This window comes from Polynucleobacter wuianus (genome assembly GCF_001659725.1).
Taxonomy (GTDB): Bacteria; Pseudomonadota; Gammaproteobacteria; order Burkholderiales; family Burkholderiaceae; genus Polynucleobacter; species Polynucleobacter wuianus.
Genome location: NZ_CP015922.1, coordinates 11,644 through 35,407, shown reverse-complemented (window position 1 = coordinate 35,407; position 23,764 = coordinate 11,644). Strand labels below are relative to the sequence as shown.

The window sequence follows — 23,764 nt, the reverse complement described above, 5'->3', positions numbered from 1 at the left end:
TATTGTCAACCGATAAGTGTGGGCACTATAGCTCCAGCATCTTTTCTCTAGAAAGGAGGTGATCCAGCCGCACCTTCCGATACGGCTACCTTGTTACGACTTTACCCCAGTCATGAACCCTGCCGTGGCAGTCGCCCCCCTTGCGGTTAGGCTAACGGCTTCTGGCAAAACCCACTCCCATGGTATGACGGGCGGTGTGTACAAGACCCGGGAACGTATTCACCGCGACATTCTGATCCGCGATTACTAGCGATTCCAGCTTCACGTAGTCGAGTTGCAGACTACGATCCGGACTACGATGCATTTTCTGAGATTAGCTCCCCCTCGCGGGTTGGCAACCCTCTGTATGCACCATTGTATGACGTGTGAAGCCCTACCCATAAGGGCCATGAGGACTTGACGTCATCCCCACCTTCCTCCGGTTTGTCACCGGCAGTCTCTTTAGAGTGCTCTTGCGTAGCAACTAAAGACAAGGGTTGCGCTCGTTGCGGGACTTAACCCAACATCTCACGACACGAGCTGACGACAGCCATGCAGCACCTGTGTTCACTTTCTCTTACGAGCACCTAATGTATCTCTACTTGTTAGTGACATGTCAAGGGTAGGTAAGGTTTTTCGCGTTGCATCGAATTAATCCACATCATCCACCGCTTGTGCGGGTCCCCGTCAATTCCTTTGAGTTTTAATCTTGCGACCGTACTCCCCAGGCGGCTGACTTCACGCGTTAGCTACGTTACTCAGGATGTAAATCCCGAACAACTAGTCAGCATCGTTTAGGGCGTGGACTACCAGGGTATCTAATCCTGTTTGCTCCCCACGCTTTCGTGCATGAGCGTCAGTGTTATCCCAGGGGGCTGCCTTCGCCATTGGTATTCCTCCACATATCTACGCATTTCACTGCTACACGTGGAATTCTACCCCCCTCTGACACACTCTAGCTATACAGTCACAGGCGCCATTCCCAGGTTAAGCCCGGGGATTTCACGCCTGTCTTGTATAACCGCCTGCGCACGCTTTACGCCCAGTAATTCCGATTAACGCTCGCACCCTACGTATTACCGCGGCTGCTGGCACGTAGTTAGCCGGTGCTTATTCTTCAGGTACCGTCATTCCCGGACTGTGTTAGAGCCGGTGTTTCTTCCCTGACAAAAGAGCTTTACAACCCGAAGGCCTTCTTCACTCACGCGGCATTGCTGGATCAGGGTTGCCCCCATTGTCCAAAATTCCCCACTGCTGCCTCCCGTAGGAGTCTGGGCCGTGTCTCAGTCCCAGTGTGGCTGATCGTCCTCTCAGACCAGCTACTGATCGTCGCCTTGGTGGGCTTTTACCCCACCAACAAGCTAATCAGGCATCGGCCGCTCTAATCGCGCGAGGTCTTTCGATCCCCCGCTTTCCCCCTCAGGGCGTATGCGGTATTAGCACAGCTTTCGCTGCGTTATCCCCCACGATAAGGTACGTTCCGATGTATTACTCACCCGTTCGCCACTCGCCACCAGGTGCAAGCACCCGTGCTGCCGTTCGACTTGCATGTGTAAGGCATGCCGCCAGCGTTCAATCTGAGCCAGGATCAAACTCTTCAGTTCAATTCCTGTGATCCTTGCGGATCGTCGCACTCATTCAAGAAATTGACTTGGTAATAAAACCAAATCTTTTTACTGTCTATGAGTACTATTTATTTACATCTGTCCCGAAGGACTGGATGCTTTCACTTAGTACCCACAATTATCGGTTGACTAATTTTTAAAGAGGGCTGAATCGTTTTTTGAAAAACATTCAGCGAAGAAGCGAGACTATGACATACCCGAATAGGTTTGTCAACACCTTTCGTAGTCTATTTCTTAAAAAAAGCGAATATTTTTCTGATTTTAAAAATAAACCCAATGAAATCAAAGAGATAAATTTTTCAAAAATTTTCAACTTTTTTTGTAAATATTCGCTTTTTAGAGCTTTTTTCGAGGGCGCCAAAAAACTTCACCTGCATTTTTGATGCTTTATTTGCATATTAGCCACACCCTAGGGAAAACCCTGAAATTTTCCTTGTATTCTGTTAAAATATTGCTATGCACAATAAATTAGCGAACAATCACTTACCTACCAAGCCTTACATGGCAGGGCTGGCTGTACCTGTTCGTGAACTTCACGCAGGACACAGGTCAGAAATTCTGAGTCACCTTTTAATGCTCGGCGATGAAGATCGTCGCCTGCGCTTTGGCACTCAGACCCCCGATGAAGTCATTCATCACTACGTTGAAGGCCTTGATTTCAATAGGGATGCGATTTTTGGCGTCTTTGATGCTGATTTAAACCTTACTGGTATGGCACATTTAGCCTATTTGCCTGAAATCAAAGGCCAGCCCCACGCGGCGGAATTTGGCGTATCTGTACTGCCTGAGGGCAGGGGGCAGGGCATTGGAACTGCGCTACTAGAGCGCTCTGCAGTCCACTCCCGCAATAGCAACATTCAAACTCTCTACGTACATTGCCTTGCCAACAACAAAGCAATGATGCATCTAGCTCAGAAGGCTGGTATGACGGTTGAATACGCTTACGGCGATGCCGATGCATACCTCAAATTACCTCCAGCTAACCCTGGAACGATTGTTAATGAGGCTGCTAACGAACAATGGGCAGACTTTGATTACGTCCTAAAAGAAAACTTGAAGCTTGCCAATCAAGCTTGGTGGTGGTTCTTAGGAAGACCTGGTCACGCACGTTAATCCGCGCAACTTTTCGTCATTAATTTTGCTGGGGAGCTCCGCGCAATATCCAAGCAGTCAATAAAGATAAATCCGCATCGCTTAACTTTGCGTTTGCAGGCATCGGAACAACGCCCCAAGAGCCTGCACCGCCCTTAGCAATTTTATTTTTCAAAAATGTTTGCGCGTTTGCATCATTTTTATATTTTTGTGCAACCGATTGAAAGCTTGGGCCAACAATCTTTTTATCAATCGCGTGACAACCTAAGCAGGCATTTTGTTTAGCAAGCGCAAATGCTTTTTGATCTTCATTGTTTGCCTGTACAGCAGGAATGAAATAAGCTAGCGCTGTAAGTAAGAGAACTATTTTTACATGCACTCGCAATATAAACATCAAAAATCTACGAAAAATTTATTGAAATTTTGGAGGTGAGTTTGGTTGTGTTTGATCAGCCTTGCCTTGCTTCTCTAAACGATTTTTTTCTTCATCAGAAATGATGTCAAAGTAAACGTAAACATCTTTCACGCCATTGGTATTACTAGCAACTTTCTTAGCAAGATCTGCTTCGCTCTGCGTCAAAATACCCATGAGATATACGCTAGTTCCCTCAGCAGAGATGGACATAGAGTTTGACGGTAGCTTGTCTGTAAAGATCATCTGCGCTTTAATTTTGGACTCTAAATAAGAATCATTGGCACGCGCAGTGTAGGTGCTGTTAGGTCCAATGATTAATTCATTAAACACAGTGCGTGCATTCTTCATTGCTTTTACATACGCGTCTGCTTCACCTTTAATGTCTGCATCTTTAACTTCGCCCGTCAACAATACTTTTTGATTGAAAGATGTCACGTTGATGTGGGCGTTATCACCAAATCGTTTTGCAAGAGCTGCGTTCGCCTCTAACTCAATTCCGTTGTCAATTGCTTGTACGCCTGGCGTACGTCTATCAGCCATGATGCTCGCACCTGCAGCAACGCCGCCTACTGCGAGAACTCCACATGCAGAGAGTTGAGTTGTAATAACCAAAGCAATAACTAACTTACTTAAGGATTGAATTTGCATTTACGTATCTTTACTGTTTATGTAAAAGTTAATCGAGCAATACGTGATCAACACCATCGCATAGACCATGCAATAAAACCAAATGGGTTTCTTGGATGCGGGCAGTACGGGTTGAAGGGGCACACAAATGAATATCGTCTTTATCTAAAAGACCAGCAATTTTTCCGCCGCCGTTACCAGTAAGCGCAATGATTTTGATGCCCATTTTTTTTGCAGCTTCAATTGCTTTGATGACATTCTTTGAGTTGCCTGAAGTGGAGATCCCCAATAGAATGTCGCCTTTTTTACCAAGGCCACGCACTTGCTTGCTAAATACTTCGTCGTAGCTGTAATCGTTACCAACAGCAGTCAAGATTGAGCTATCCGTTGTCAGAGCAATAGCGGCTAACTCTTGACGCTCTCGCTCAAAGCGTCCAATCAATTCTGCAGCGAAGTGTTGTGCGTCAGCGGCAGAGCCGCCATTACCACAAGCCATTACTTTGCCACCGGACTTTAAGCAATCGACCATTGCTAGCACGCCATGCGCTACTGCTTCTGGCAGCACTTTTTCAGCCTCTTGCTTTACTGCAATGCTGTCTAAAAAATGTTGGGATGCGCGTTTACGCAAACGTTCAATAGTGTCTTTATCCATAACAATATTATGCGCCAAAGCAAGCCCGTATTCTGATGTGATCAGCTTAACTCAAAAGCAACGTATTCTCTTGCTTATTAATTCACCTTCAGCAGACAATATCCCCATGAAACTCGGCACATTCGATTTTTTAAAGCAGCAAGACTTGCCTGCAGGGTCCCTGTATATGGTTGCTACACCCATTGGTAATTTGGGCGACATTACCTTACGCGCATTGCATGTTCTCAATGCAATGGATGGCATTGCTTGTGAAGATACTCGGCATAGCGCCGCATTATTACAGCAATTTGATATTCACAAGAAATGCTTAGCTTTGCATACGCATAACGAGCTTGGCGGCGCGCAAACCGTGATCCAACATCTGAGGAACAATGAGCGATGGGCTTATATTTCTGACGCTGGCACGCCGGGAGTTTCAGATCCAGGAGCTCGCCTTGTGGATGAAGTGCAAAAGGCAGGTTTTCGAGTTATCCCCATTCCTGGCGCCAGCGCCGTATCTTGCGCAATCTCTGCCTCTGGCTCCGTTATGTTCAACTCAGATGGGCAATTTCAATTTCTCGGTTTCTGGCCGCATAAAACCAAAGAACGTGATGCTCTTTTACAGGATATTGCAAACAGTAAAAAAACGAGCGTCTTCTTTGAGTCGCCACATCACATTCGCGAAACCCTTCTCTTGCTGGCAAATAATTTAGAAAGAGGTCGGCAGGTTTTTATTTGTCGCGAGCTTACTAAAAAATTTGAACAACTTGTATCAATTCAAGCGCAAGAAATTTCATCTTGGATTGAGAATGCCGAGAGCCTTAAAGGTGAATTCATCATCTTAGTGTCTGGTCGCCACACCAGTGCTGACGAGGCTCCAGAGCATGCTACCTTAATGCGTTGGGCAACTGCATTAAGCCCTTACTTGGGTAGCAAAGAAATCGCTGCAGTGCTTTCACAAACTCTGGGCTTAGCAAAGAAGGATGCTTATCAAATTGCATTAGATGCAAAAGAAAGTGGTAAATAAAAAAGCTGGCCTGTAGCCAGCTTTTGAATGGGTGCAGTGAAAAATTATTTGGCTGGAGGCGCCTTAGGCTCTGGCAATTTACCGCCAGAAGCATTGGCCATATAAACAACGGCACGACCTAACTCGTAATCACTAATATCGCTTGGATTAGAACCGCCGCGCGCAGGCATAGCACCTTTGCCCTTTAATACTGAGGTCATGAGTGAGTCATAACCTTTAGCAATGCGGGGGGCCCATGCACCAGCATCACCAAACTTTGGCGCGCCAGCTGCGCCAGTGGCGTGACAAGAAGCACATACCGCTTTGTAAACTTGCTCGCCCGATTGCAACTCCTTAGGAGCGCTAGCATCTTTAAAATTTAACTGAGCAACGGGCTTGATGAGCTCCTCTGCTGAAGCAGGTGAATCACTGCGCTTGCCATTATTTACAAATACCATCAATAACAAAATAATGATCAAGGGCACAAAAAAGCTTGCAAACACCATGATGATGAGTTGTTTTGGGGATTTAATCAGATTTCCGTGCTCGTTGCTCATAAGAATTTATCGTTTGACGGGTTTTAGGGTTGTTTTGCGGTGATTATAACTAGAGAGTAGGGTTATAGGCACTTACAATAGTGGGGTATCCCGTTTTCCTTAGCGCCCGTAGCTCAGTGGATAGAGTATTGGCCTCCGAAGCCAAGGGTCGCAGGTTCGATTCCTGCCGGGCGCGCCAAAACAGAAGGGGTTTTTGACCTACATCATGCGGGAAATCGAGAAAAACGCTATCATTTGCATCTAACTTATTGATTCTTATCGTGTCTACACATCTAAATTCAGCCCTTTCAGAGCCCTCCCTGACCAACCCTTTGCCTCCTGAGGCCCCATTGCCGCACCGCAAAATTATTCGGAGCTGGTTAATTCCGATGGCCCAAGGGGAAACAGGGCGAGCAATCATGTTGCTCTTCATTGATTCGTTCTTATGGCTTGCTTGTATTGCCGGCACTGTATTTGTTGAAAGTATTTTGCTCAAAATCGTTTTTGGTCTAGTTGCTGGATTTGTTACTGGTCGTATTTTTATTTTGGGTCACGATGCCTGCCATCAAAGCTTTACCCCAAATCGCGAACTCAATAAAGTACTCGGACGAATTGCATTCTTGCCATCACTCACACCATATAGTTTGTGGGATGTTGGTCACAATGTAGTGCACCATGGCCAAACTAACTTAAAAGGTTTTGACTTTGTTTGGGCGCCTTTATCAAAAGCAGAATATGACGCTCTACCCTCATTCCGCAAGGCTTTGGAGCGCCTCTATCGTAGCGGTTGGGGTCCTGTTTTCTACTACTTGATTGAGATTTGGTGGAGACGCGAATACTTCCCGAATGCTCAAAACAAACCTGGTGATCGTCCCATTTTCTTAAAAGACAATTTGCTCGTTACTGCGTTTGCGATTGTTTGGATTGGTTGCCTCATTGCTGGTGCTATTGCTACCGATCAATCCATTTGGGTTGGCTTACTGACCGGTTTTGCTGTCCCATTCTTGTTTTGGAACGGCATGATTGGATTTGTAGTCTATGTTCACCATACCCATCCTTCTGTTTCTTGGTACGACAAAAAATCTGAGTGGCTCCGGGCCCAACCTTTTGTATCGACCACGGTTCACCTCACATTTAACTGGATTTGGGGTTCCCTGATGCACCACATCATGGAACATACGGCCCATCACGTCGACATGAGCGTACCGCTCTACCGCCTGCCAGAGGCCCAAAAAACCCTGGAAACCATCCTTCCAGAACGTATTTTTATTCAGAAGTTCTCATGGGACTGGTATTTCGATACCGCCCGTAAATGTAAGCTCTATGACTTTGAGAACAAGGCTTGGCTGGACTTTGATGGTAATAAGACGGCCGATTCTGTCCGAGTTGTCTTAACCCCAATACCAGCAGGACAAAACGGGTAAAATAGATCTCTGTATAAAGATTTGCCTTACCCGGATTGCACATGACTACCTCGACTCCAGCTGCCACCCAAGATTCGTCTCAGAGCCTTAAATTTTGCTCTTCTTGCAGTCGCGAAAAACGACTTGAAGGCGGCACATGGATTCCGACAAGTAATCGCAAGCAACGCTGGATTTGCGCTAGCTGTCTCTACAACCGCACACACCGTACCGGTTCTGCAAAAACCTAAAAACTTTAGTTTTATATTTTTAAGCGCCATCCCCGACATAGGGATTGGTCTTTCGTTCCTTGCCAAATGTAGACATGGGACCGTGCCCTGGCACAAACTGTACGTCATCGCCTAGTGGCCAAAGTTTCGTTTTAATTGCATTGATTAAATCAGCATGATTGCCGCGAGGAAAATCTGTTCTACCAATCGAGCCCGCAAATAAAACATCGCCAACAATTGCTAAGCGATCTTCTTTGTCAAAAAAGATAACGTGGCCTGGCGTGTGCCCAGGGCAATGGAATACTTCCAGATCTACATTACCAACCTGAACGTGATCACCATCATTAAGCCAACGATTGGGCTCAAATACTTTGGCATAACCAAAACCAAAGCGCACAGTTTGCTCTGGCAACTGATCAATCCAAAAACGCTCATCCTCTTGCGGACCCTCAATTGGAATGTTTAAACGGTCAGCTAAATCTTTTGCAGCCGCACAATGGTCTAAGTGCCCATGAGTAAGCAAAATCTTTTTTACATTTCCACCCATCTGCTTTACGCCACCAAGGATCTTGTCGATATCACCCCCTGGATCAACAACGGCAGCGTCCCCAGTCTCTTGGCAAACTAGAATTGAGCAGTTTTGCTCAAAAGGCGTTACGGGAACAATTCCTAATTTAATTGGCATATATGAATAATGTATGAAAACCTAGTTAAGGGACTAAGCATAAAATGTTCTCAAAGGATAAACAATGAATAGCCAAGATACATTTAAATTTGCAGAAACTCATGAATGGGCCGATCTAGAAAACGATGGCTTAGTATGGGTTGGCATTAGCAATCATGCCCAAGAGGCACTGGGTGATGTGATGTTCTTTCAGGCGCCTAAGCTTGGCCAACAAGTTAAGCAGGGTGATGCAATTGCAGTCATCGAATCCGTCAAGGCGGCGAGCGATATTCATGCGCCAGTAAGTGGTGAAATCGTCGAGCTCAATGCAGAGGTAGATGCATCACCAGAATTGGTAAATGAAAAGCCTTATGGTGTTTGGTTATTCAAAATTAAACCGGCTTCTGATGAGAGCCTTGTATCAGACTTAAATCAACTCTTGAATATAGAAAAATATAACTCTGGCCCAGGAGCTTGAGCATTAGATTGAGATTGGGTCACGCTCGATCAACCAACGAACTTTCTCGTTCTTACTAATGCGCCCCTGCGAGCTATCACGTAAATCTAGATCAATTGCTTCAAGCACATCCTGCAATTGCCTACGATCATCGGACTCCAGCACTAGCTGAGCTCGCTCTACTCCCGCAACCCGAACCATGCTTTTTGGGACCGGGTCATAGACCCGCAACCCCTGAGAAATAAGACCTTGAGTCTTTAAATGGCCCTTTAGGGCATTTAAAAATTGAATTGCCTTATCCAAACTCTTTGCTTCTGCATGCACCATTCCTTGGTAGGAGAAGGGGGGCAATTTAGCTTCATCTCGTTCATTAGCAATGTGGGATAAAAAACCATCCACATCATGGCGTAGTAGATATTGAAATACCGCCGCCTCAGGAAATTGCGTCTCGATATAAATGTCGCCACTCTGCTCGTCATCCTTGCTGGCACGCCCAGCTCGGCCTGCAACCTGAACCAGTTGAGCAAACAATCTTTCTGCTGCACGAAAGTCCTGAGAGAACAAACGACTGTCGGCATCTACCACTGCAACCAAGCCAATATTTTGATAGTCATGCCCTTTGGCAATCATTTGGGTACCAACCACAATATCGACATTCCCATCATGAATTTCTTGAAACAACTCTTCAGCACCCTTGCTCTTACGGCTGGAATCTGTATCCACTCGCAAAACTCTTGCGCTTGACCAGGCTTCTTCAATAGAGTCCTCTAGCTTTTGGGTCCCTTGCCCGAGGGTTTTTAAGTCTGCATTGCCGCAATCTGGGCAATGCGTTGGAATAGTTTTCACCAAACCGCAATGGTGACAGCTCAATACCGGCTTTCGACCCAAAGCGCCGGCTTTGTGCATCACCATGTATGAGCTACATTGCTGGCATTTGGATAGCCATGAACACGCGCTGCAACTGAGCACGGGTGCATAGCCTCTGCGGTTAATTAAAACCAAACTTTGCTTTTTGTTTTGTAGATTCTTGTTAATGGCATTAACAAGGGGTTTGCTTAATGAAATCTTTGCTACCGGCTTATTTGCATCACCAGGGCTAAATTGATTTTGAGGATCTTTTGTATTGATCAAATGCACTTTGGGCAAGCTTGCTCCTTGTGCACGCTGATCTAGCCGGAGATATTGATAGCGCCCTGATTTGGCTGCCATCCAGGTTTCTAGAGAGGGCGTTGCCGAAGAGAGCAATATTGGAATCTTTAAATCATGAGCGCGCCACACCGCAAGATCTCTAGCAGAATAGCGGATGCCATCTTGTTGTTTATACGAAGGGTCATGCTCCTCATCAACCACAATCGCGCGAAGATTAGGCATTGGCGTTAGAGCGGCCAATCTTGTTCCCAAAACGATTTGTGCTTTTCCAGTGATGGCTTCATACCAAGCAACCCCACGTTTTTTTTCACTAACGCCACTGTGCAGAACCACCATTTTTTTATTTGGGAAATAGGCGCGTACTCTGCGCTCTAATTGCGGCGTCAAATTAATTTCTGGCACCAAGATAAGTGCTTGAGAACCCTCAACGTTCAGAATAGTTTTTAACCAATTCAAGAAAACAGCCGTTTTGCCGCTGCCAGTTTGCCCTTGCAATAGGGTGGCCTTGAATTCGTTTTCTACGCCACTCACTCGGAGTTGATTTAAGGCATTCTCTTGAGCCTCATTCAATTGTGATTCATCGATGTAGCCCTCGCTACGCGCTGGCTCTTCAATTTTTTTCTTTTGGGGTTTCTTTACTTCGGAGGGATTTATCTTTTCCAGAGTCTTTTCCCAGTCCGATGACTTTTTCCACATCTGTGGAATGGTGGGAATAATCGTTTCCCCAAGACCATGGATGTAGTACTGGCTTGCAAAATTCATTAGCCTAAGTGCTGCTGCATCCATTGGCGGTAACGGGGCTAACTTCGTTACTGACTTTAATTTATTGATCTCATATTCAGAGTGATCGCTTACTTTAATTACTAATCCGACCAGCGTTGAGCGGCCAAAAGGAATCTCAACGACATGCCCAATTTCAGGGGCTACTCCCAGCGCTTCTTGGTCCCACAAATAGTCAAAACCCTGTGCCAAGGGCTTATCAACAACTACTTGAACCAATATAGGTGGGGCCATGATCTACTTCGTGTTTTCTATTTTGCTTGTGGATAAGTCTGTGGATATCATCCAAGAACTCTGATTTATAAGCTAATTTACCAGTAAACTGCTTAGACCTTCTTTTAAAGCATTATTGATAAATATTTATTTAAATCAATTACTTACAACGTCTTCCGAAAGTTAAAGTTCATCTTTAATCGGAATCTCACTGAATTTTCATTTTTAACCAAAACTGTGCATAACTTTTGCCAGGGTTTTCAAATGCAAGCTAGCAATCACTCAGTTTTATTGCTTTGATCTAAGAGCCTTAGAGTGGTTAATGACCGTTTCGGCCAGAGCGGTGACGCTTTCTGGGGGCGTGAATTGAGAAATTCCATGCCCCAGGTTAAATACGTGGCCATCCAAAGGATGCAGGCCTGATTTTAAGGCCGGCGCACTGGCAAGGTCGTCCAAAACCATACTTGTTTGCTTTGCAATCTCTGCAGGGCCCGAAAAGAGAATCAGCGGATCTAAATTGCCTTGCAATGCCAGCGGCTTATTTAATGCAAGCAATTGTTTGCGTGCGCGACTGAGCGACATCGTCCAATCCATTGCAATGACATCAGCACCTACTTGAGCCATATCGTTTAGCCAAATAGCGCCGCCCTTGGTGAACATGATCACCGGAATTTTTCTGCCTTCGTGCTCTCTTGGTAACAAGCCAATGACTTTTTGCATAGAGGCCAAAGACATCTTTTGATACCAACCGTCTGGCAGCATGCCACCCCAAGTATCAAAAATCATCAGCGCTTGAGCGCCGGCTTTTACTTGTTCAGTTAAATACGCAGCAACTGATTGGGCATTGATATCCAAAATATGTTGCAACAAGTCTGGGCGACTAAACATCATGGTTTTAGCATGACGAAAATCATCCGAACTAGAGCCATCAATCATGTAACAAGCTAATGTCCATGGGCTTCCAGAGAAACCAATCAATGGAATGCGTTGCTTGCCATCTTGTATTAGCGCCTTACGAATTTCTGATACCGCCTCAAATACATACTTCAGCTCGCTCATATCGGCGATCCGTAATTTCTTGACCGCATCTTCGGTACGAAGAGGGTGATCAAAGCTTGGGCCCTCGCCAGCAGTAAATTTCAAGCCCAATCCCATGGCATCGGGAATCGTCAAAATATCAGAGAATAAAATTGCGGCATCCAATGGATAGCGATCCAAAGGCTGAAGAGTTACTTCAGTAGCGTATGCGGGATTTTTTGCGAGCCCGAGAAAACTTCCGGCTCTGGCACGAGTAGCGTTGTACTCTGGGAGATAACGTCCAGCTTGTCGCATGAGCCAAAGCGGTGTTTGATCAACCGCTTCGCCCAGGCAGGCCTTCAAAAACCGATCATTTAACAACAAGGAGATGACCGGCTATTACTTTTTACGACGGAAACGTGCAATAGCGGCTAGCTGAGCCGCTGCCATTGCAAACTCAGATTGGGCTAAGGCCAAATCAAAGTCAGTGCCACGATTTTGCATAGCCTCTTCAGCACGCTTCTTGGCTTCAATCGCTTTTGCTTCATCAAGATCATGGCCGCGAATAGCAGTATCGGCTAATACAGTTACGTGATCTGGCTGAACCTCTAAATAGCCACCCGCAACGAAAACAAACTCTTCATCACCATCAGCCTTTTCAATACGAACTGAGCCCGGACGAATGCGTGTAATCAAAGGAGTGTGGCCGCGCAAGATGCCGAGCTCGCCGCTTTCACCAGGAAGGGCTACAAATTTAGCCTCTCCACTGAAAATGGATCGCTCAGCACTTACTACATCGACGCGTATGGTTGACATAATTTCCCTAGATTAAAGCTTCTTGGCTTTCTCGATGGCTTCATCAATTGAACCCACCATGTAGAACGCTTGCTCTGGCAAGTGATCCAATTCGCCGCTGCAGATCATTTTGAAACCACGGATAGTTTCTTTCAATGGAACGTATTTGCCTGGTGAACCAGTAAACACTTCAGCAACGTGGAAAGGCTGTGACAAGAAACGTTGAATCTTACGAGCACGTGATACAGCCAATTTGTCTTCTGGTGACAATTCATCCATACCCAAAATCGCAATAATGTCGCGCAATTCTTTGTAACGTTGCAATGTCATCTGTACATCGCGTGCCACTTCATAATGCTCTTGGCCAACCACTTGTGGGTCGAGCTGACGGCTGGTTGAATCCAATGGATCAACTGCTGGATAAATACCCAATGCAGCGATGTCACGTGACAACACAACAGTGGAATCTAAGTGCAAGAAGGTTGTCGCTGGTGACGGATCGGTCAAGTCATCGGCAGGAACGTAAACGGCCTGAATAGATGTAACAGAACCAGTCTTAGTAGAGGTAATACGCTCTTGCAATTTACCCATCTCTTCAGCCAAGGTAGGTTGGTAACCTACGGCAGAAGGCATACGACCGAGCAACGCAGAAACTTCAGTACCAGCCAATGTATAACGGTAGATGTTATCAACGAAGAACAAAATGTCACGACCTTCGTCACGGAACGCTTCCGCCATTGTCAAACCAGTCAATGCAACGCGCAAACGGTTGCCAGGAGGCTCGTTCATCTGACCAAACACCATCGCCACTTTGTCGATAACGTTAGATTCTTTCATCTCGTGATAGAAGTCATTACCTTCACGAGTACGCTCACCAACACCTGCAAACACTGACAAACCTGAGTGTTGCTTAGCAATGTTGTTAATCAATTCCATCATGTTCACGGTCTTACCAACACCCGCGCCACCGAACAAGCCAACCTTACCGCCTTTAGCGAACGGGCAAACTAGGTCGATAACCTTAATGCCTGTTTCTAACAAGTCAACGGATGGGGAGAGTTCATCAAACTTTGGAGCTGGTTGGTGAATAGCGCGACGCTCTTCAGTGGCAATCGGGCCAGCATCATCAATTGGGCGGCCCAAAACGTCCATAATGCGGCCAAGTGTTGCCGGGCCAACTGGCACAGAAATAGGCTTACCGGTAGATTTCACTTCCATGCCACGACGCAAGCCATCGCTCGCACCCATAGCAATAGCGCGAACTACGCCATCACCGATTTGTTGCTGAACTTCAAAGGTCAAACCTTTTTCAGCAAATGATTTTTCGTTACTTTCAACTAATGTCAACGCATCATAAATGTTTGGCATTTTGTCGCGTGGGAACTGAATGTCCACCACTGGACCGATACATTGCACGATATTTCCGTTACTCATCGCTTTCTCCGCTTTTAATTCTTGAATTCTTTCGTATTCCTAAATGCTGACCGCTTAAACCGCAGCCGCTCCACCAACAATTTCAGACAACTCTTTGGTAATAGCAGCTTGTCGTGTTTTGTTGTAATCCAATTGCAATTCGCCGATCACATTCTTAGCATTGTCTGACGCAGCTTTCATTGAGACCATGCGTGCAGATTGCTCGGAAGCCATGTTTTCAGCAACCGCCTGATAAATCATTGCCTCAACGTAACGCTTTAATAAGCCATTCAAAATGGATTCAGCATCAGGCTCGTAAATGTAATCCCAAGATGGGCCTGATTTGTCTTCTGGAGTCAAAGCAGCTGGCTCCAAAGGCAAAAGCTTTTCCAAAACAGGCTCTTGTTTCATTGCATTTACAAAGCGGGTGTATGCCAAATAAACAGCATCAATCTCGCCTTTTTCAAACGCTTCTAATTGGGCAGTAATCGCACCAATCAACACATCTAAATGTGGTGTGTCACCAATTTGGATAGTTTGAGAAATGAGTTTTGCTTTTGAGCGATTCAAAAATTGCAAACCTTTTGAACCAATTGCGGTATACGCAATCTCAACATTGTTTTCTTGCAATTCGCGCACTTGGTTAGCGACCAAACGCAGTACGTTGGTATTTAAACCGCCGCACAAGCCCTTGTCTGTAGTAACCAAGATCGTGCCAACCTTCTTCACTTCACGAGTCGCCATGTAAGCAGGGCGATACTCAGGATTTGCTTTAGAAAGATTGGCAACAATTTCACGAATTTTTTCAGCGTATGGTCGCGCATTACGCATGCGCTCCTGGGCGCGACGCATCTTGGATGCGGCGACCATCTCCATTGCCTTCGTGATCTTGCGCGTGTTTTGCACGCTCTTGATCTTTGATCGTATCTCTTTTGTGCCGGCCATGATCTCTATGCGTCCTTAGAAGGCTGCTGAACGCTTGTAGTCCTCAATCGCAGCACGCAAAGCGGCTTCGTCTTCTTTGCTCAAATCTTTAGTATCTTCAATGCGTCCAACTAAGTCTGCATATTTAGATTTCAAATGATCTTGCAAGCCTTTTTCGAATGCCAATACGTTCTTCACTTCGAGGTCGTCGAAGAAGCCATTATTAACTGCATAGAGTGAGGCAGCCATTTCCCAAACTTGGAGCGGCTTGTATTGAGCTTGCTTACATAATTCGGTAACGCGACGACCGCGCTCGAGCTGTTTACGGGTTGCTTCGTCAAGATCAGATGCGAACTGAGCAAACGCTGCCAATTCACGATATTGCGCCAAGTCGGTACGAATACCGCCAGACAGTTTCTTGATGACCTTAGTTTGTGCTGCACCACCAACACGGGATACAGAAATACCGGCGTTAATCGCAGGGCGTACACCAGCGTTAAACAAGTCTGTTTCCAAGAAGATCTGACCGTCAGTAATCGAAATCACGTTGGTTGGAACGAATGCAGAAACGTCACCAGCTTGAGTTTCAATAATTGGCAATGCTGTCAATGAGCCTGTCTTACCTTTTACTGCACCATTAGTGAACTTCTCAACATACTCGGCATTTACACGAGCAGCGCGCTCGAGCAAACGTGAGTGGAGGTAGAACACGTCGCCAGGATAAGCTTCGCGGCCTGGTGGGCGGCGGAGCAACAAGGAAATTTGGCGATAAGCAACCGCTTGCTTGGTCAAGTCATCGTAAACAATCAATGCATCTTCGCCACGATCACGGAAGTATTCACCCATGGTGCAACCTGCGTAGGCAGAGAGGTACTGCATCGCTGCAGACTCAGAAGCACTCGCTGCAACAACAACGGTATACTCCATCGCGCCCAATTCTGTGAGCTTGCGAACAACGTTAGCAATAGTGGAAGCTTTTTGACCAATCGCAACGTAAACGCAATAAACGCCCTTACCTTTTTGGTTAATGATCGCGTCAACCGCAACTGCTGTCTTACCAGTTTGGCGGTCGCCAATGATCAACTCACGCTGACCACGGCCAATTGGAACCATCGCATCAATCGCCTTCAAACCAGTTTGAACTGGCTGGCTAACAGATTGACGTGCGATAACGCCAGGAGCAACTTTTTCAATAAAGTCAGTTAACTTGGTATTGATTGGGCCTTTGCCATCAATTGGCTGGCCGAGCGCGTTTACTACGCGACCAAGCAATTCTGGCCCAACTGGAACTTCCAAAATGCGGCCCGTACATTTCACTGAGTCGCCTTCTTTAATGTGGGTGTATTCACCCAACACCACAGCACCAACAGAATCACGCTCAAGGTTCAAAGCGAGGCCGATAGTGTTGTTTGGGAATTCCAACATTTCGCCCTGCATCACACCAGACAAACCGTGTACGCGGCAAATACCGTCGGTCACTGAAATAACAGTGCCTTCGTTGCGAACTTGGGAGTCAACGCCCAATTCGCTAATTCGGCTTTTGATCAGTTCGCTGATCTCGGAAGGGTTGAGTTGCATTACTTACTCCTGGGTCTTATTTCGTATGTTCTTAATAGGGATAACTTATGCGCCAAGACTTACTTGCATTTGAGCTAACTGTGCTTTCACAGAACTATCCATTACTTCGTCGCCAACTTGAATGCGAACTCCGCCAATCAATGTTGGGTCAACTTGAATAGTTGGGCGCAATTCTTTACCCCCAAAGCGCTTCTTCAAACTTGACAACAAATCATTTAACGCAGAACCCTCTAAAGGGAATGCGCTGGTAATGTTTACTTCTGCTGCGCCTTCGCTCTTATTCTTCATTGCTTCAAATTGATGAGCAATTTCAGGGATGGCTGCTAAGCGATGGCTTTGATTCACAAGACTTAAAAAGCTCGCTACTTTTCCATCTAACTTTGTCTTCACCATGCCAGATAAAAGCTTGGTCAAGTCATCTGCAGAAACTTTGGGGTTGTTGGATAAACCAGCAACTTCAGGTAGCGCAGCAAGCTGAGCCAACTCATTTAGTTGCTCCAATATTGAAGCAAGTTCGGCAGGCTTAGCGCTTTGAAAAAGCGCCTCAGCATAAGGGCGAGCAATCGTGGCTAACTCAGCCATATCAAAGCTCTGCCTTAAGTTGATCAAGCAATGCGCCGTGAGCCTTAGCGTCAACTTCCCGACGCAAAATTTGCTCGGCGCCTTTGACGGCTAATACAGCAACTTCAGCACGCAAAACTTCACGAGCACGAGTAACCTGTTGGTCTGCATCTTCTTTAGCTTGAGAAATAATGCGCGTTGCTTCAGCTTGTGCGTTAGCACGGATTTCATCAGCTGACATTTGTGCGCGCTTTTCTGCCTCAGCTACCCTCAGGACGCCTTCTTGGCGAGCTTTTGAGAGCTCTAATTCAGCAGCATTGTTAGCGAGTGCCAATTCTTCTTTTCCACGCTCGGCAGCAGCCAAACCATCAGCAATTTTGGTTGAACGCTCATCTAGCGCCTTAACCAGCGGTGGCCACACAAAGCGTGCAACAACCCACCATAAGACGAAGAAGACGATCATTTGCGCGAATAGGGTCGCGTTCAGATTCACGATATTCCTTTCAGTATTGTTGAGTACGGTTGGATGACCCGGTGGTCATCCACGCCAAAACAATTACTTAATAACTGCGAGCAGTGGGTTTGCGAAAGCAAACAACATTGCAACACCAACGCCGATCAAAAACGCAGCGTCGATCAAACCAGCCAAAAGGAACATTTTGGTTTGCAATTCGTTGATGAGCTCTGGTTGACGGGCAGCGCCCTCAATGAACTTACCACCCATAAGGCCAATGCCCAAACAGGCTCCTAATGCGCCAAGGCCGATGATGAGGCCAATACCGATAGCGGTTAGTCCTTGAATGTTGGCTAAGAATGCTTGCATGTTTACTCCTAAGTATTGAAGGTGAGGTTAAAAATAAAAAAGTTAATGGTGACTATGAGCTTGGCCTATGTAAACCAAAGTCAACATCATGAAAATAAAAGCTTGCAACAAAATGACCAAGATGTGGAAGATTGCCCAAGCAGAGCCAGCGAGCACATTGCCCACAAAGCCAAGCATGTACAAATCTAAATTAAAGGTCCACATGCTTCCTAAGAGGGCGATCAACAAAAAGATCAATTCGCCCGCATACATGTTTCCAAAAAGTCGCATTCCCAAAGAAACGCCTTTAGCAACATACTCAATGATGTTGAGGATTAAATTAAATGGGGCTAGATACCACTTTGCACCGAAAGGGGCTGAGACTAGCTCATGCATAAAGCCGCCAAAGCCTTTTACCTTAAAGCTGTAGAAGAAGACCAATAACAGCACTGAGAAAGACATGCCTAGGGTGGCGTTCAAATCAGTAGTTGGAACAATTTTATGGTGTGGCACATGCACGCCATAACCCTCGATGAAGTGGTTTACGCCAACGATCCAATCTACTGGAACTAAATCAAGTGTATTTAAAAGAATGATCCAGCAAAAAACGAATAGTGCCAAAGGCGCAATATAAGATCTGTCGCCGTGAACAATTCCCTTTGATTGGGTCTCAACCATTTCAACCAGCATTTCAACCAAGCACTGAAAGCGGCCGGGTACGCCAGGGGAAGCTCTACGAGCAGCTATCACCAACAAAAGGACCGTTATCAAACCCATCAAGGTGGTCCAAAACATGGTGTCAAAGTGAATAACGCTGAAGTCAATAATGGATGCCTGTGGCCCCCCAATATTGTTGAGGTTTTGCAGATGCTCTGCAATATAAGCGGTCGGTGTAAGCGCTTCGGTGGCCGCGTGGTGGCCTACTTCTGCTGCTGCGTTAACTTCGCTAGACATCTCTTACTTGTCCTTGTTTATTTGCTTCTTGCTACTTCCAAAACCACCCCAACAGATAACATTTGAGGGTAGCCAAATAAGTAACAAGCAACGGGATCCATTTCAAATCAGGCTGCTTTAGGGCAAAGCCTATGAACAAAACAATAGTTGCTAGGATTTTGATAAATTCGCCAGAAACCACTGCCGCCAAAAAGCCGCCGGGGCTGGATTTGACACTTTTTTTCGCCGCCTCTATGCGCATTAAAAACAACGCGGAAGGCAAAAATCCAATCAAACCGCCTACTAAAGCCGAATAAGTATAAACGCTTTTGTCGTCCTGACTTGAAAAAACGAAGCAAGCGCCTGCAATTGCTAGGGTAAGCACCACCTGACTTAAAACAATCCACCATGAATTGATGGAAGCAAAATTGCGTGGCTTTGCTTTACGCAATGCATCCATTTCCTCTTTGGTGAGAGATTTAAAGGTGTCTTCCTCGATTTCATCCCACTCACGAGTACTTATCTGCTGCTGTTTGTTCACAAAATTCATTCCACAAGGGGTGTTAATCGGCAGCAATACCCAACTTTTTTAATAAGGAATCTAGCTCGTCAAACTGGCTAAAGCCAATTCGGATCTCGCCACCTTTGCCTTTGAACTTAAATTCCACATTTAAACCAATCAAATCGGCGATTTCCTGAGAAAGGCGGCGCATATCGGGGTCGCGGCTTGGCGCACTAGTGCCTGCCTGGGTTTTCGACTTTTTGTCCCCAATATGACCACCAGCGATAGCCAATGCTGCTGACATTTTTTCTGCCTCACGCACAGAAAGGCCTTGAGCGGCAATTCTTTGGGCCAAAGCAACCTGGCTAGCACCAGGTAAAGGTAATAAGGCACGAGCATGGCCCATATCGATATCACCAGCTAAAAGCATTGCCTGTACAGGCTTTGCCAGCTGCGCTAAGCGCAATAAATTAGTAATGGCGCTGCGGGATTTTCCTACCGCTTTTGCAGCTTGCTCATGAGTAAAGCCAAACTCTTCAATCAATCTAGCCAGACCTTGAGACTCTTCCAGAGGATTTAAATCCTCGCGCTGCATATTTTCAACCAAAGCCATAGCCGCAGCGGCCTGATCATCAGCGCTAGAAACTAAAACCGGTACCTCTTTCAGGCCGGCAATAGTGGCTGCACGAAAGCGTCTTTCGCCAGCAATAATTTCGTACTTACCAGGCGCAACCAGTCTCACCAACAATGGCTGCATTACTCCCTGCTCGCGAATGCTCTCCGCCAATTCCTGCAGAGCGCCCGCTTCCATTTTTTGTCTCGGTTGATATTTGCCCGCCTGCAATGCTGTTAATGGCAAACGATTTATTTCTGCGCTTGAATTTGCTTGTTGAGCTTTCTCACCGAGTAGCGCTTCCAACCCTCTACCTAAACCTTTTTTCTTAATTGCAACCATGTTCTTTATTCTTCCAAAAAATTACATTTGTTTGATACGCTCAACCATCTCTGCACCAAACTCTAAATAGGCTTTTGCACCACGTGATGATTTATCGAAAGCCACACCAGGAAGCCCGTATGATGGGGCCTCTGCAAGGCGTACGTTGCGCGGAATAATGGTCTTAAATACTTTGTCGCCGAAGTGCTCAAGCAGTTGGTCTGATACTTGTTGTTGCAATGTCATGCGTGCATCAAACATCACGCGCAACAAACCAATGATGACAAGATCTGGATTTAAATTTGCGTGCACTTGCTTGATGGTATTCACGAGATCCGAGAGACCCTCCAATGCAAAGTACTCGCACTGCATTGGCACGATTACACCATTGGCCGCACACAAACCATTAAGCGTTAACAGTGACAGAGCAGGAGGGCAATCGATCAAAATAAAATCGTAATCATCAGCGACTTCTGCAAGCGCATCTTTCAAACGAGATTCACGCGCATCAATATCCACCAACTCAATTTCTGCGCCAGCCAAATCGCGATTTGCTGGCAGCACATCGTAAGCAGAGCTCTCGCAACGCTGTGCACAATCTTTTGCAGAAGCAAGGCCAATCAACACTTGGTAGACGCTAGTATTTAAGTCCGCCTTTTCAATTCCCGACCCCATGGTGGCGTTGCCTTGAGGATCAAGGTCTACTAGCAAAACACGTTGACGAAGGCCTGCCAAGCCTGCAGCCAAGTTCACCGCTGTGGTGGTCTTGCCTACACCGCCTTTTTGATTTGCGATACAGAATATTTTTGCCATGGCTACTTTTTTAATTTACTTAAGGGGTAACTAACGATTTTCTCACGGGGGTCAGGACTAAAAGGCGTCTCTCCACCGATAGGTTGGGTATAAATAAGGCCTCGTCTGCCAATAAACGCCAGTCGTCTTTGCAGACATCTTTCATTTCTTCATCTGCGCGCTTTGATTTCATTGCGAATACCAGCCCACCGGGCTTTAGCAATGGAAGTGATAACTCCAAAAATCGCGCTAAATTCGTAAACGCTCGTGAAATAACAGCATCAAATTGGCCAGTTTGCTGCAGCGCAACATTTTCGACTCGTTCGCTAAGCACTTCAATGTTTTTCAGCTTCAACTTGCCTCGCACATGCTGCAAAAAAGCCGTTTTCTTGCGGATAGCCTCAATCAAGGTTAAGCGCCATTCTGGCTGGACAATAGCAATCGGAATTGCCGGGAGACCGCCGCCCGAACCCAGATCAGCTATCGCTGGATTTTGGGCTTTTAAAAACTCTCTCAAAACTGGCAAAACCGCAATGGAATCAATCAGATGTAGGCGAATGGACTCTTTTTCGCCCTCGATTGCAGTAAGGTTGTGGACCTGATTCCAGCGACCCATTTCCTGCAAAAAAAGCTCAAGGCCGGCAATATTGGCTTCGCTTAAATTAAGTCCAAGCTCTTCAATTCCCATAGAAAGCAGGGCTTCGGTCATGCTGGCTCTTGGGTGCGCCCCAAACCTTTTTTGAGATGCACTAAGAGCAGGGAAAGCGCTGCTGGAGTTACCCCAGAAATCCTGCCGGCCTGGCCCAAAGTTGCAGGTTTATGTAGATTGAGTTTTTGCTGAACCTCTTTAGACAAACCAAGAACCTGAGTGTAGTCAAGAGACTCTGGGAGCGGAAAGCTCTCGTTATGTTCTTGACGGGCAATTTCTACAGCCTGGCGATCAATATAGCCTTGGTATTTCACTGAAATCTCTACTTGATCGCTAATTTGCGCCGCTAAACCAAGATCTTCGTCCAAAATACCCGGTGACCACAAACCCTTACCCAAGGAAGTAATTGCTTCGTAAGTAACTCCGGGACGCCTTAATAGCTCGGTTAAATTGCATTCATGCGACAAATCCTGTCCTAGTAATTGAGAAACCAATGGCGCAGCCTCATGCTTTGGGCCAATCCAGATCTCTTCCAGGCGGGCTGTTTCACGTGAAACAGCCTCTTGTTTTCTGCAAAAAACTTCCCAGCGATGGTTGTCAACCAAACCAAGCTCGCGCCCAATGCCTGTTAAGCGCATATCAGCATTATCTTCACGCAAGCTTAAGCGGTATTCTGCACGACTAGTAAACATGCGATAGGGCTCTTGGACGCCTCTAGTAATGAGGTCATCAACCAAGACGCCTATATAAGATTCGCTGCGCTTTGGCATCCATGGCTCTTTACCTTGGGCCGCTAATCCAGCATTAATACCGGCCAACATGCCCTGAGCAGCGGCCTCTTCGTATCCGGTTGTGCCATTAATTTGGCCAGCAAAATATAGTCCGCCGATAACCTTAGTCTCTAGGCTATGGCGAAGCTGGCGTGGGTCAAAGAAATCATATTCAATGGCATAGCCAGGACGCACAATTACGGCGGACTCTAAGCCGCGGATGCTACGGACTAAGTCCCATTGAACATCGAAGGGCAGACTAGTTGAAATCCCGTTGGGATAAAACTCGTTAGTCGTTAAGCCCTCCGGTTCCAAAAAGATTTGGTGACTATTTCTAGAGGCGAAGCGGTGTATTTTGTCTTCAATGGAAGGGCAGTAGCGGGGGCCAACACCTTCAATTACGCCCGTATACATAGGAGAGCGATCTAAACCACCACGAATAATGTCGTGCGTCTTTTCATTTGTATGAGAAATCCAGCAAGGGACCTGCTTTGGGTGTTGCTCTGGGCGCCCCAGATATGAAAATACCGGCACTGGGTCTAGATCCCCAGGCTGTTCGAGCATGACTGAAAAATCAATTGTTCTGCCATCAATGCGCGGGGGAGTTCCCGTCTTTAGTCTTCCCTGGGGAAGTTTTAATTCTTTTAAGCGGGCAGAAAGGGATATAGCGGCAGGATCACCTGCACGACCACCAGCATAGTTATTTAAGCCAACATGTATTTTGCCGTCCAAAAAGGTTCCTGCAGTCAGAACTACTTTTTTGGCCATAAACTTCAGGCCCATTTGGGTGACTACCCCATAAACATCATCGCCCTTAACCAAAAGGTCATCTACAGCAGCCTGAAAAAGGCTCAAATTAGGCTGGTTTTCTAGACGACGACGAATTGCTGCCTTATATAAGACACGATCCCCTTGGGCGCGAGTCGCACGGACCGCAGGTCCTTTGCTTGAGTTCAGAATTCGGAACTGGATTCCCGCCTCATCAGTCGCAGCTGCCATGGCGCCACCCATGGCATCAATCTCTTTAACCAAGTGGCCTTTACCAATGCCACCAATTGAGGGGTTGCAACTCATTGCCCCTAAATTTTCAATGCTATGAGTAATTAATAGAGTGTCACAACCCATGCGTGCCGATGCGAGGGCAGCCTCAGTCCCAGCGTGGCCGCCACCGACAACAATGACATCGAAACTTTTGGAATAACGCATGATTTGCCTTAGATAGGGCGATGATCATAGCATTTTGTTTGTTTCACGTGAAACAAAACTTAAGAAATTCTTAGAAAAGCTAAC

25 protein-coding genes, 1 tRNA gene and 1 rRNA gene are annotated in these 23,764 nt (G+C 46.3%); 6 read left to right on the top strand and 21 right to left on the bottom strand.

Annotated elements, in window-relative coordinates:
• Positions 1 to 51: 51 nt before the first annotated feature.
• Positions 52 to 1,583, bottom strand: a 16S ribosomal RNA gene (locus tag A8O14_RS00190).
• Between the two features lie 477 nt (positions 1,584 to 2,060).
• Between A8O14_RS00190 and A8O14_RS00180 the strand changes: the two genes are divergently transcribed.
• Positions 2,061 to 2,717, top strand: coding sequence for a GNAT family N-acetyltransferase (locus A8O14_RS00180; protein WP_068947681.1), 657 nt, complete (start codon positions 2,061 to 2,063; stop codon positions 2,715 to 2,717).
• 19 nt (positions 2,718 to 2,736) lie between these two features.
• Here A8O14_RS00180 and A8O14_RS00175 read toward each other — a convergent pair whose 3' ends face one another.
• From A8O14_RS00175 to A8O14_RS00165, 3 genes are read right to left on the bottom strand one after another with little or no spacing between them, the layout of a single operon-like run.
• Positions 2,737 to 3,090, bottom strand: coding sequence for a c-type cytochrome (locus A8O14_RS00175; RefSeq protein WP_068947680.1), 354 nt, complete (start codon positions 3,088 to 3,090; stop codon positions 2,737 to 2,739).
• Positions 3,091 to 3,108: 18 nt separating this feature from the next.
• On the bottom strand, positions 3,109 to 3,759 hold the full coding sequence (locus tag A8O14_RS00170) for a BON domain-containing protein (RefSeq protein ID WP_068947679.1): 651 nt from the start codon (positions 3,757 to 3,759) through the stop codon (positions 3,109 to 3,111).
• Positions 3,760 to 3,787: 28 nt separating this feature from the next.
• Positions 3,788 to 4,390, bottom strand: coding sequence for a phosphoheptose isomerase (locus A8O14_RS00165; protein WP_068947678.1), 603 nt, complete (start codon positions 4,388 to 4,390; stop codon positions 3,788 to 3,790).
• 106 nt (positions 4,391 to 4,496) lie between these two features.
• On the opposite strand from A8O14_RS00165, the gene rsmI reads away from it, so the two are divergent.
• Positions 4,497 to 5,396 (top strand): 16S rRNA (cytidine(1402)-2'-O)-methyltransferase, encoded by a 900-nt coding sequence (gene rsmI, locus A8O14_RS00160; RefSeq protein WP_068949632.1) that lies wholly within the window; start codon positions 4,497 to 4,499, stop codon positions 5,394 to 5,396.
• Between the two features lie 44 nt (positions 5,397 to 5,440).
• Here rsmI and A8O14_RS00155 read toward each other — a convergent pair whose 3' ends face one another.
• A complete protein-coding gene (locus tag A8O14_RS00155) occupies positions 5,441 to 5,932 on the bottom strand; it encodes a c-type cytochrome (protein WP_068947677.1) in 492 nt (163 codons plus the stop codon).
• Positions 5,933 to 6,034: 102 nt separating this feature from the next.
• On the opposite strand from A8O14_RS00155, the gene A8O14_RS00150 reads away from it, so the two are divergent.
• The 3 genes from A8O14_RS00150 to A8O14_RS11885 all read left to right on the top strand — a co-directional run bounded on the left by A8O14_RS00150 (position 6,035) and on the right by A8O14_RS11885 (position 7,562).
• Positions 6,035 to 6,110: transfer RNA gene (locus tag A8O14_RS00150), tRNA-Arg, on the top strand.
• Between the two features lie 82 nt (positions 6,111 to 6,192).
• Positions 6,193 to 7,335: a fatty acid desaturase gene (locus A8O14_RS00145; RefSeq protein ID WP_071608661.1), complete on the top strand. Its 1,143-nt coding sequence runs from the start codon at positions 6,193 to 6,195 to the stop codon at positions 7,333 to 7,335.
• Between the two features lie 41 nt (positions 7,336 to 7,376).
• A complete protein-coding gene (locus tag A8O14_RS11885) occupies positions 7,377 to 7,562 on the top strand; it encodes a hypothetical protein (RefSeq protein WP_143070006.1) in 186 nt (61 codons plus the stop codon).
• 19 nt (positions 7,563 to 7,581) lie between these two features.
• Here A8O14_RS11885 and A8O14_RS00140 read toward each other — a convergent pair whose 3' ends face one another.
• The gene (locus tag A8O14_RS00140) at positions 7,582 to 8,220 is read right to left on the bottom strand and encodes an MBL fold metallo-hydrolase (RefSeq protein WP_068949630.1); all 639 of its coding nucleotides are present in this window, start codon (positions 8,218 to 8,220) and stop codon (positions 7,582 to 7,584) included.
• 70 nt (positions 8,221 to 8,290) lie between these two features.
• On the opposite strand from A8O14_RS00140, the gene gcvH reads away from it, so the two are divergent.
• Positions 8,291 to 8,683 (top strand): glycine cleavage system protein GcvH, encoded by a 393-nt coding sequence (gcvH, locus tag A8O14_RS00135; protein ID WP_068947676.1) that lies wholly within the window; start codon positions 8,291 to 8,293, stop codon positions 8,681 to 8,683.
• A 3-nt stretch (positions 8,684 to 8,686) separates the two neighbouring features.
• On the opposite strand, the gene priA is transcribed toward gcvH, so the two are convergent.
• From priA to mnmG, 15 genes are all read right to left on the bottom strand, one after another.
• Complete coding sequence (gene priA, locus A8O14_RS00130) at positions 8,687 to 10,825, bottom strand: replication restart helicase PriA (protein ID WP_068947675.1); 2,139 nt, start codon at positions 10,823 to 10,825, stop codon at positions 8,687 to 8,689.
• A gap of 267 nt (positions 10,826 to 11,092) precedes the next feature.
• Complete coding sequence (gene hemE / locus A8O14_RS00125) at positions 11,093 to 12,211, bottom strand: uroporphyrinogen decarboxylase (RefSeq protein WP_068947674.1); 1,119 nt, start codon at positions 12,209 to 12,211, stop codon at positions 11,093 to 11,095.
• A gap of 9 nt (positions 12,212 to 12,220) precedes the next feature.
• Positions 12,221 to 12,637, bottom strand: coding sequence for a F0F1 ATP synthase subunit epsilon (locus tag A8O14_RS00120; protein ID WP_068947673.1), 417 nt, complete (start codon positions 12,635 to 12,637; stop codon positions 12,221 to 12,223).
• A gap of 12 nt (positions 12,638 to 12,649) precedes the next feature.
• Entirely contained in the window at positions 12,650 to 14,050 is a 1,401-nt protein-coding gene (atpD, locus tag A8O14_RS00115; protein WP_068947672.1) for a F0F1 ATP synthase subunit beta, read from the bottom strand.
• A gap of 54 nt (positions 14,051 to 14,104) precedes the next feature.
• On the bottom strand, positions 14,105 to 14,974 hold the full coding sequence (atpG, locus tag A8O14_RS00110; RefSeq protein ID WP_068947671.1) for a F0F1 ATP synthase subunit gamma: 870 nt from the start codon (positions 14,972 to 14,974) through the stop codon (positions 14,105 to 14,107).
• 15 nt (positions 14,975 to 14,989) lie between these two features.
• Entirely contained in the window at positions 14,990 to 16,531 is a 1,542-nt protein-coding gene (atpA, locus tag A8O14_RS00105; RefSeq protein WP_068947670.1) for a F0F1 ATP synthase subunit alpha, read from the bottom strand.
• Positions 16,532 to 16,576: 45 nt separating this feature from the next.
• Positions 16,577 to 17,113 (bottom strand): F0F1 ATP synthase subunit delta, encoded by a 537-nt coding sequence (locus tag A8O14_RS00100; protein ID WP_068947669.1) that lies wholly within the window; start codon positions 17,111 to 17,113, stop codon positions 16,577 to 16,579.
• Between the two features lies 1 nt (position 17,114).
• Positions 17,115 to 17,585 carry a F0F1 ATP synthase subunit B gene (locus A8O14_RS00095; RefSeq protein WP_068947668.1) on the bottom strand — a complete coding sequence of 157 codons (471 nt, stop codon included), beginning with the start codon at positions 17,583 to 17,585 and terminating at the stop codon, positions 17,115 to 17,117.
• Between the two features lie 63 nt (positions 17,586 to 17,648).
• Positions 17,649 to 17,915, bottom strand: a complete 267-nt coding sequence (gene atpE, locus A8O14_RS00090; protein WP_028818346.1) for a F0F1 ATP synthase subunit C — start codon at positions 17,913 to 17,915, stop codon at positions 17,649 to 17,651.
• Between the two features lie 42 nt (positions 17,916 to 17,957).
• A complete protein-coding gene (atpB, locus tag A8O14_RS00085) occupies positions 17,958 to 18,848 on the bottom strand; it encodes a F0F1 ATP synthase subunit A (RefSeq protein ID WP_068947667.1) in 891 nt (296 codons plus the stop codon).
• 31 nt (positions 18,849 to 18,879) lie between these two features.
• Positions 18,880 to 19,404, bottom strand: a complete 525-nt coding sequence (locus A8O14_RS00080; RefSeq protein WP_145915325.1) for an ATP synthase subunit I — start codon at positions 19,402 to 19,404, stop codon at positions 18,880 to 18,882.
• On the bottom strand, positions 19,391 to 20,284 hold the full coding sequence (locus tag A8O14_RS00075) for a ParB/RepB/Spo0J family partition protein (RefSeq protein WP_068947665.1): 894 nt from the start codon (positions 20,282 to 20,284) through the stop codon (positions 19,391 to 19,393). Before A8O14_RS00075 ends, A8O14_RS00080 begins: the two co-directional genes overlap by 14 nt.
• A 21-nt stretch (positions 20,285 to 20,305) precedes the next feature.
• Complete coding sequence (locus tag A8O14_RS00070) at positions 20,306 to 21,076, bottom strand: ParA family protein (protein WP_068947664.1); 771 nt, start codon at positions 21,074 to 21,076, stop codon at positions 20,306 to 20,308.
• A 19-nt stretch (positions 21,077 to 21,095) separates the two neighbouring features.
• On the bottom strand, positions 21,096 to 21,764 hold the full coding sequence (rsmG, locus tag A8O14_RS00065) for a 16S rRNA (guanine(527)-N(7))-methyltransferase RsmG (RefSeq protein ID WP_068947663.1): 669 nt from the start codon (positions 21,762 to 21,764) through the stop codon (positions 21,096 to 21,098).
• Positions 21,761 to 23,680 carry a tRNA uridine-5-carboxymethylaminomethyl(34) synthesis enzyme MnmG gene (gene mnmG / locus A8O14_RS00060; protein ID WP_068947662.1) on the bottom strand — a complete coding sequence of 640 codons (1,920 nt, stop codon included), beginning with the start codon at positions 23,678 to 23,680 and terminating at the stop codon, positions 21,761 to 21,763. The genes rsmG and mnmG overlap by 4 nt, the downstream gene beginning before the upstream one ends.
• Positions 23,681 to 23,764: the final 84 nt, after the last annotated feature.

Bases quoted from the DNA above. Each gene is read 5' to 3' on its own strand.
- mnmG (WP_068947662.1), bottom strand. From the start codon at position 23,680: ATGCGTTATTCCAAAAGTTTCGATGTCATTGTTGTCGGTGGCGGCCAC.
- priA (WP_068947675.1), bottom strand. From the start codon at position 10,825: ATGGCCCCACCTATATTGGTTCAAGTAGTTGTTGATAAGCCCTTGGCA.
- A8O14_RS00170 (WP_068947679.1), bottom strand. From the start codon at position 3,759: ATGCAAATTCAATCCTTAAGTAAGTTAGTTATTGCTTTGGTTATTACA.
- A8O14_RS00175 (WP_068947680.1), bottom strand. From the start codon at position 3,090: ATGTTTATATTGCGAGTGCATGTAAAAATAGTTCTCTTACTTACAGCG.
- A8O14_RS00155 (WP_068947677.1), bottom strand. From the start codon at position 5,932: ATGAGCAACGAGCACGGAAATCTGATTAAATCCCCAAAACAACTCATC.
- atpE (WP_028818346.1), bottom strand. From the start codon at position 17,915: ATGCAAGCATTCTTAGCCAACATTCAAGGACTAACCGCTATCGGTATT.
- A8O14_RS00075 (WP_068947665.1), bottom strand. From the start codon at position 20,284: ATGGTTGCAATTAAGAAAAAAGGTTTAGGTAGAGGGTTGGAAGCGCTA.
- A8O14_RS00165 (WP_068947678.1), bottom strand. From the start codon at position 4,390: ATGGATAAAGACACTATTGAACGTTTGCGTAAACGCGCATCCCAACAT.
- A8O14_RS00120 (WP_068947673.1), bottom strand. From the start codon at position 12,637: ATGTCAACCATACGCGTCGATGTAGTAAGTGCTGAGCGATCCATTTTC.
- atpD (WP_068947672.1), bottom strand. From the start codon at position 14,050: ATGAGTAACGGAAATATCGTGCAATGTATCGGTCCAGTGGTGGACATT.
- A8O14_RS00100 (WP_068947669.1), bottom strand. From the start codon at position 17,113: ATGGCTGAGTTAGCCACGATTGCTCGCCCTTATGCTGAGGCGCTTTTT.
- rsmG (WP_068947663.1), bottom strand. From the start codon at position 21,764: ATGACCGAAGCCCTGCTTTCTATGGGAATTGAAGAGCTTGGACTTAAT.
- A8O14_RS00180 (WP_068947681.1), top strand. From the start codon at position 2,061: ATGCACAATAAATTAGCGAACAATCACTTACCTACCAAGCCTTACATG.
- atpB (WP_068947667.1), bottom strand. From the start codon at position 18,848: ATGTCTAGCGAAGTTAACGCAGCAGCAGAAGTAGGCCACCACGCGGCC.
- gcvH (WP_068947676.1), top strand. From the start codon at position 8,291: ATGAATAGCCAAGATACATTTAAATTTGCAGAAACTCATGAATGGGCC.
- A8O14_RS11885 (WP_143070006.1), top strand. From the start codon at position 7,377: ATGACTACCTCGACTCCAGCTGCCACCCAAGATTCGTCTCAGAGCCTT.
- atpA (WP_068947670.1), bottom strand. From the start codon at position 16,531: ATGCAACTCAACCCTTCCGAGATCAGCGAACTGATCAAAAGCCGAATT.
- A8O14_RS00070 (WP_068947664.1), bottom strand. From the start codon at position 21,076: ATGGCAAAAATATTCTGTATCGCAAATCAAAAAGGCGGTGTAGGCAAG.
- atpG (WP_068947671.1), bottom strand. From the start codon at position 14,974: ATGGCCGGCACAAAAGAGATACGATCAAAGATCAAGAGCGTGCAAAAC.
- rsmI (WP_068949632.1), top strand. From the start codon at position 4,497: ATGAAACTCGGCACATTCGATTTTTTAAAGCAGCAAGACTTGCCTGCA.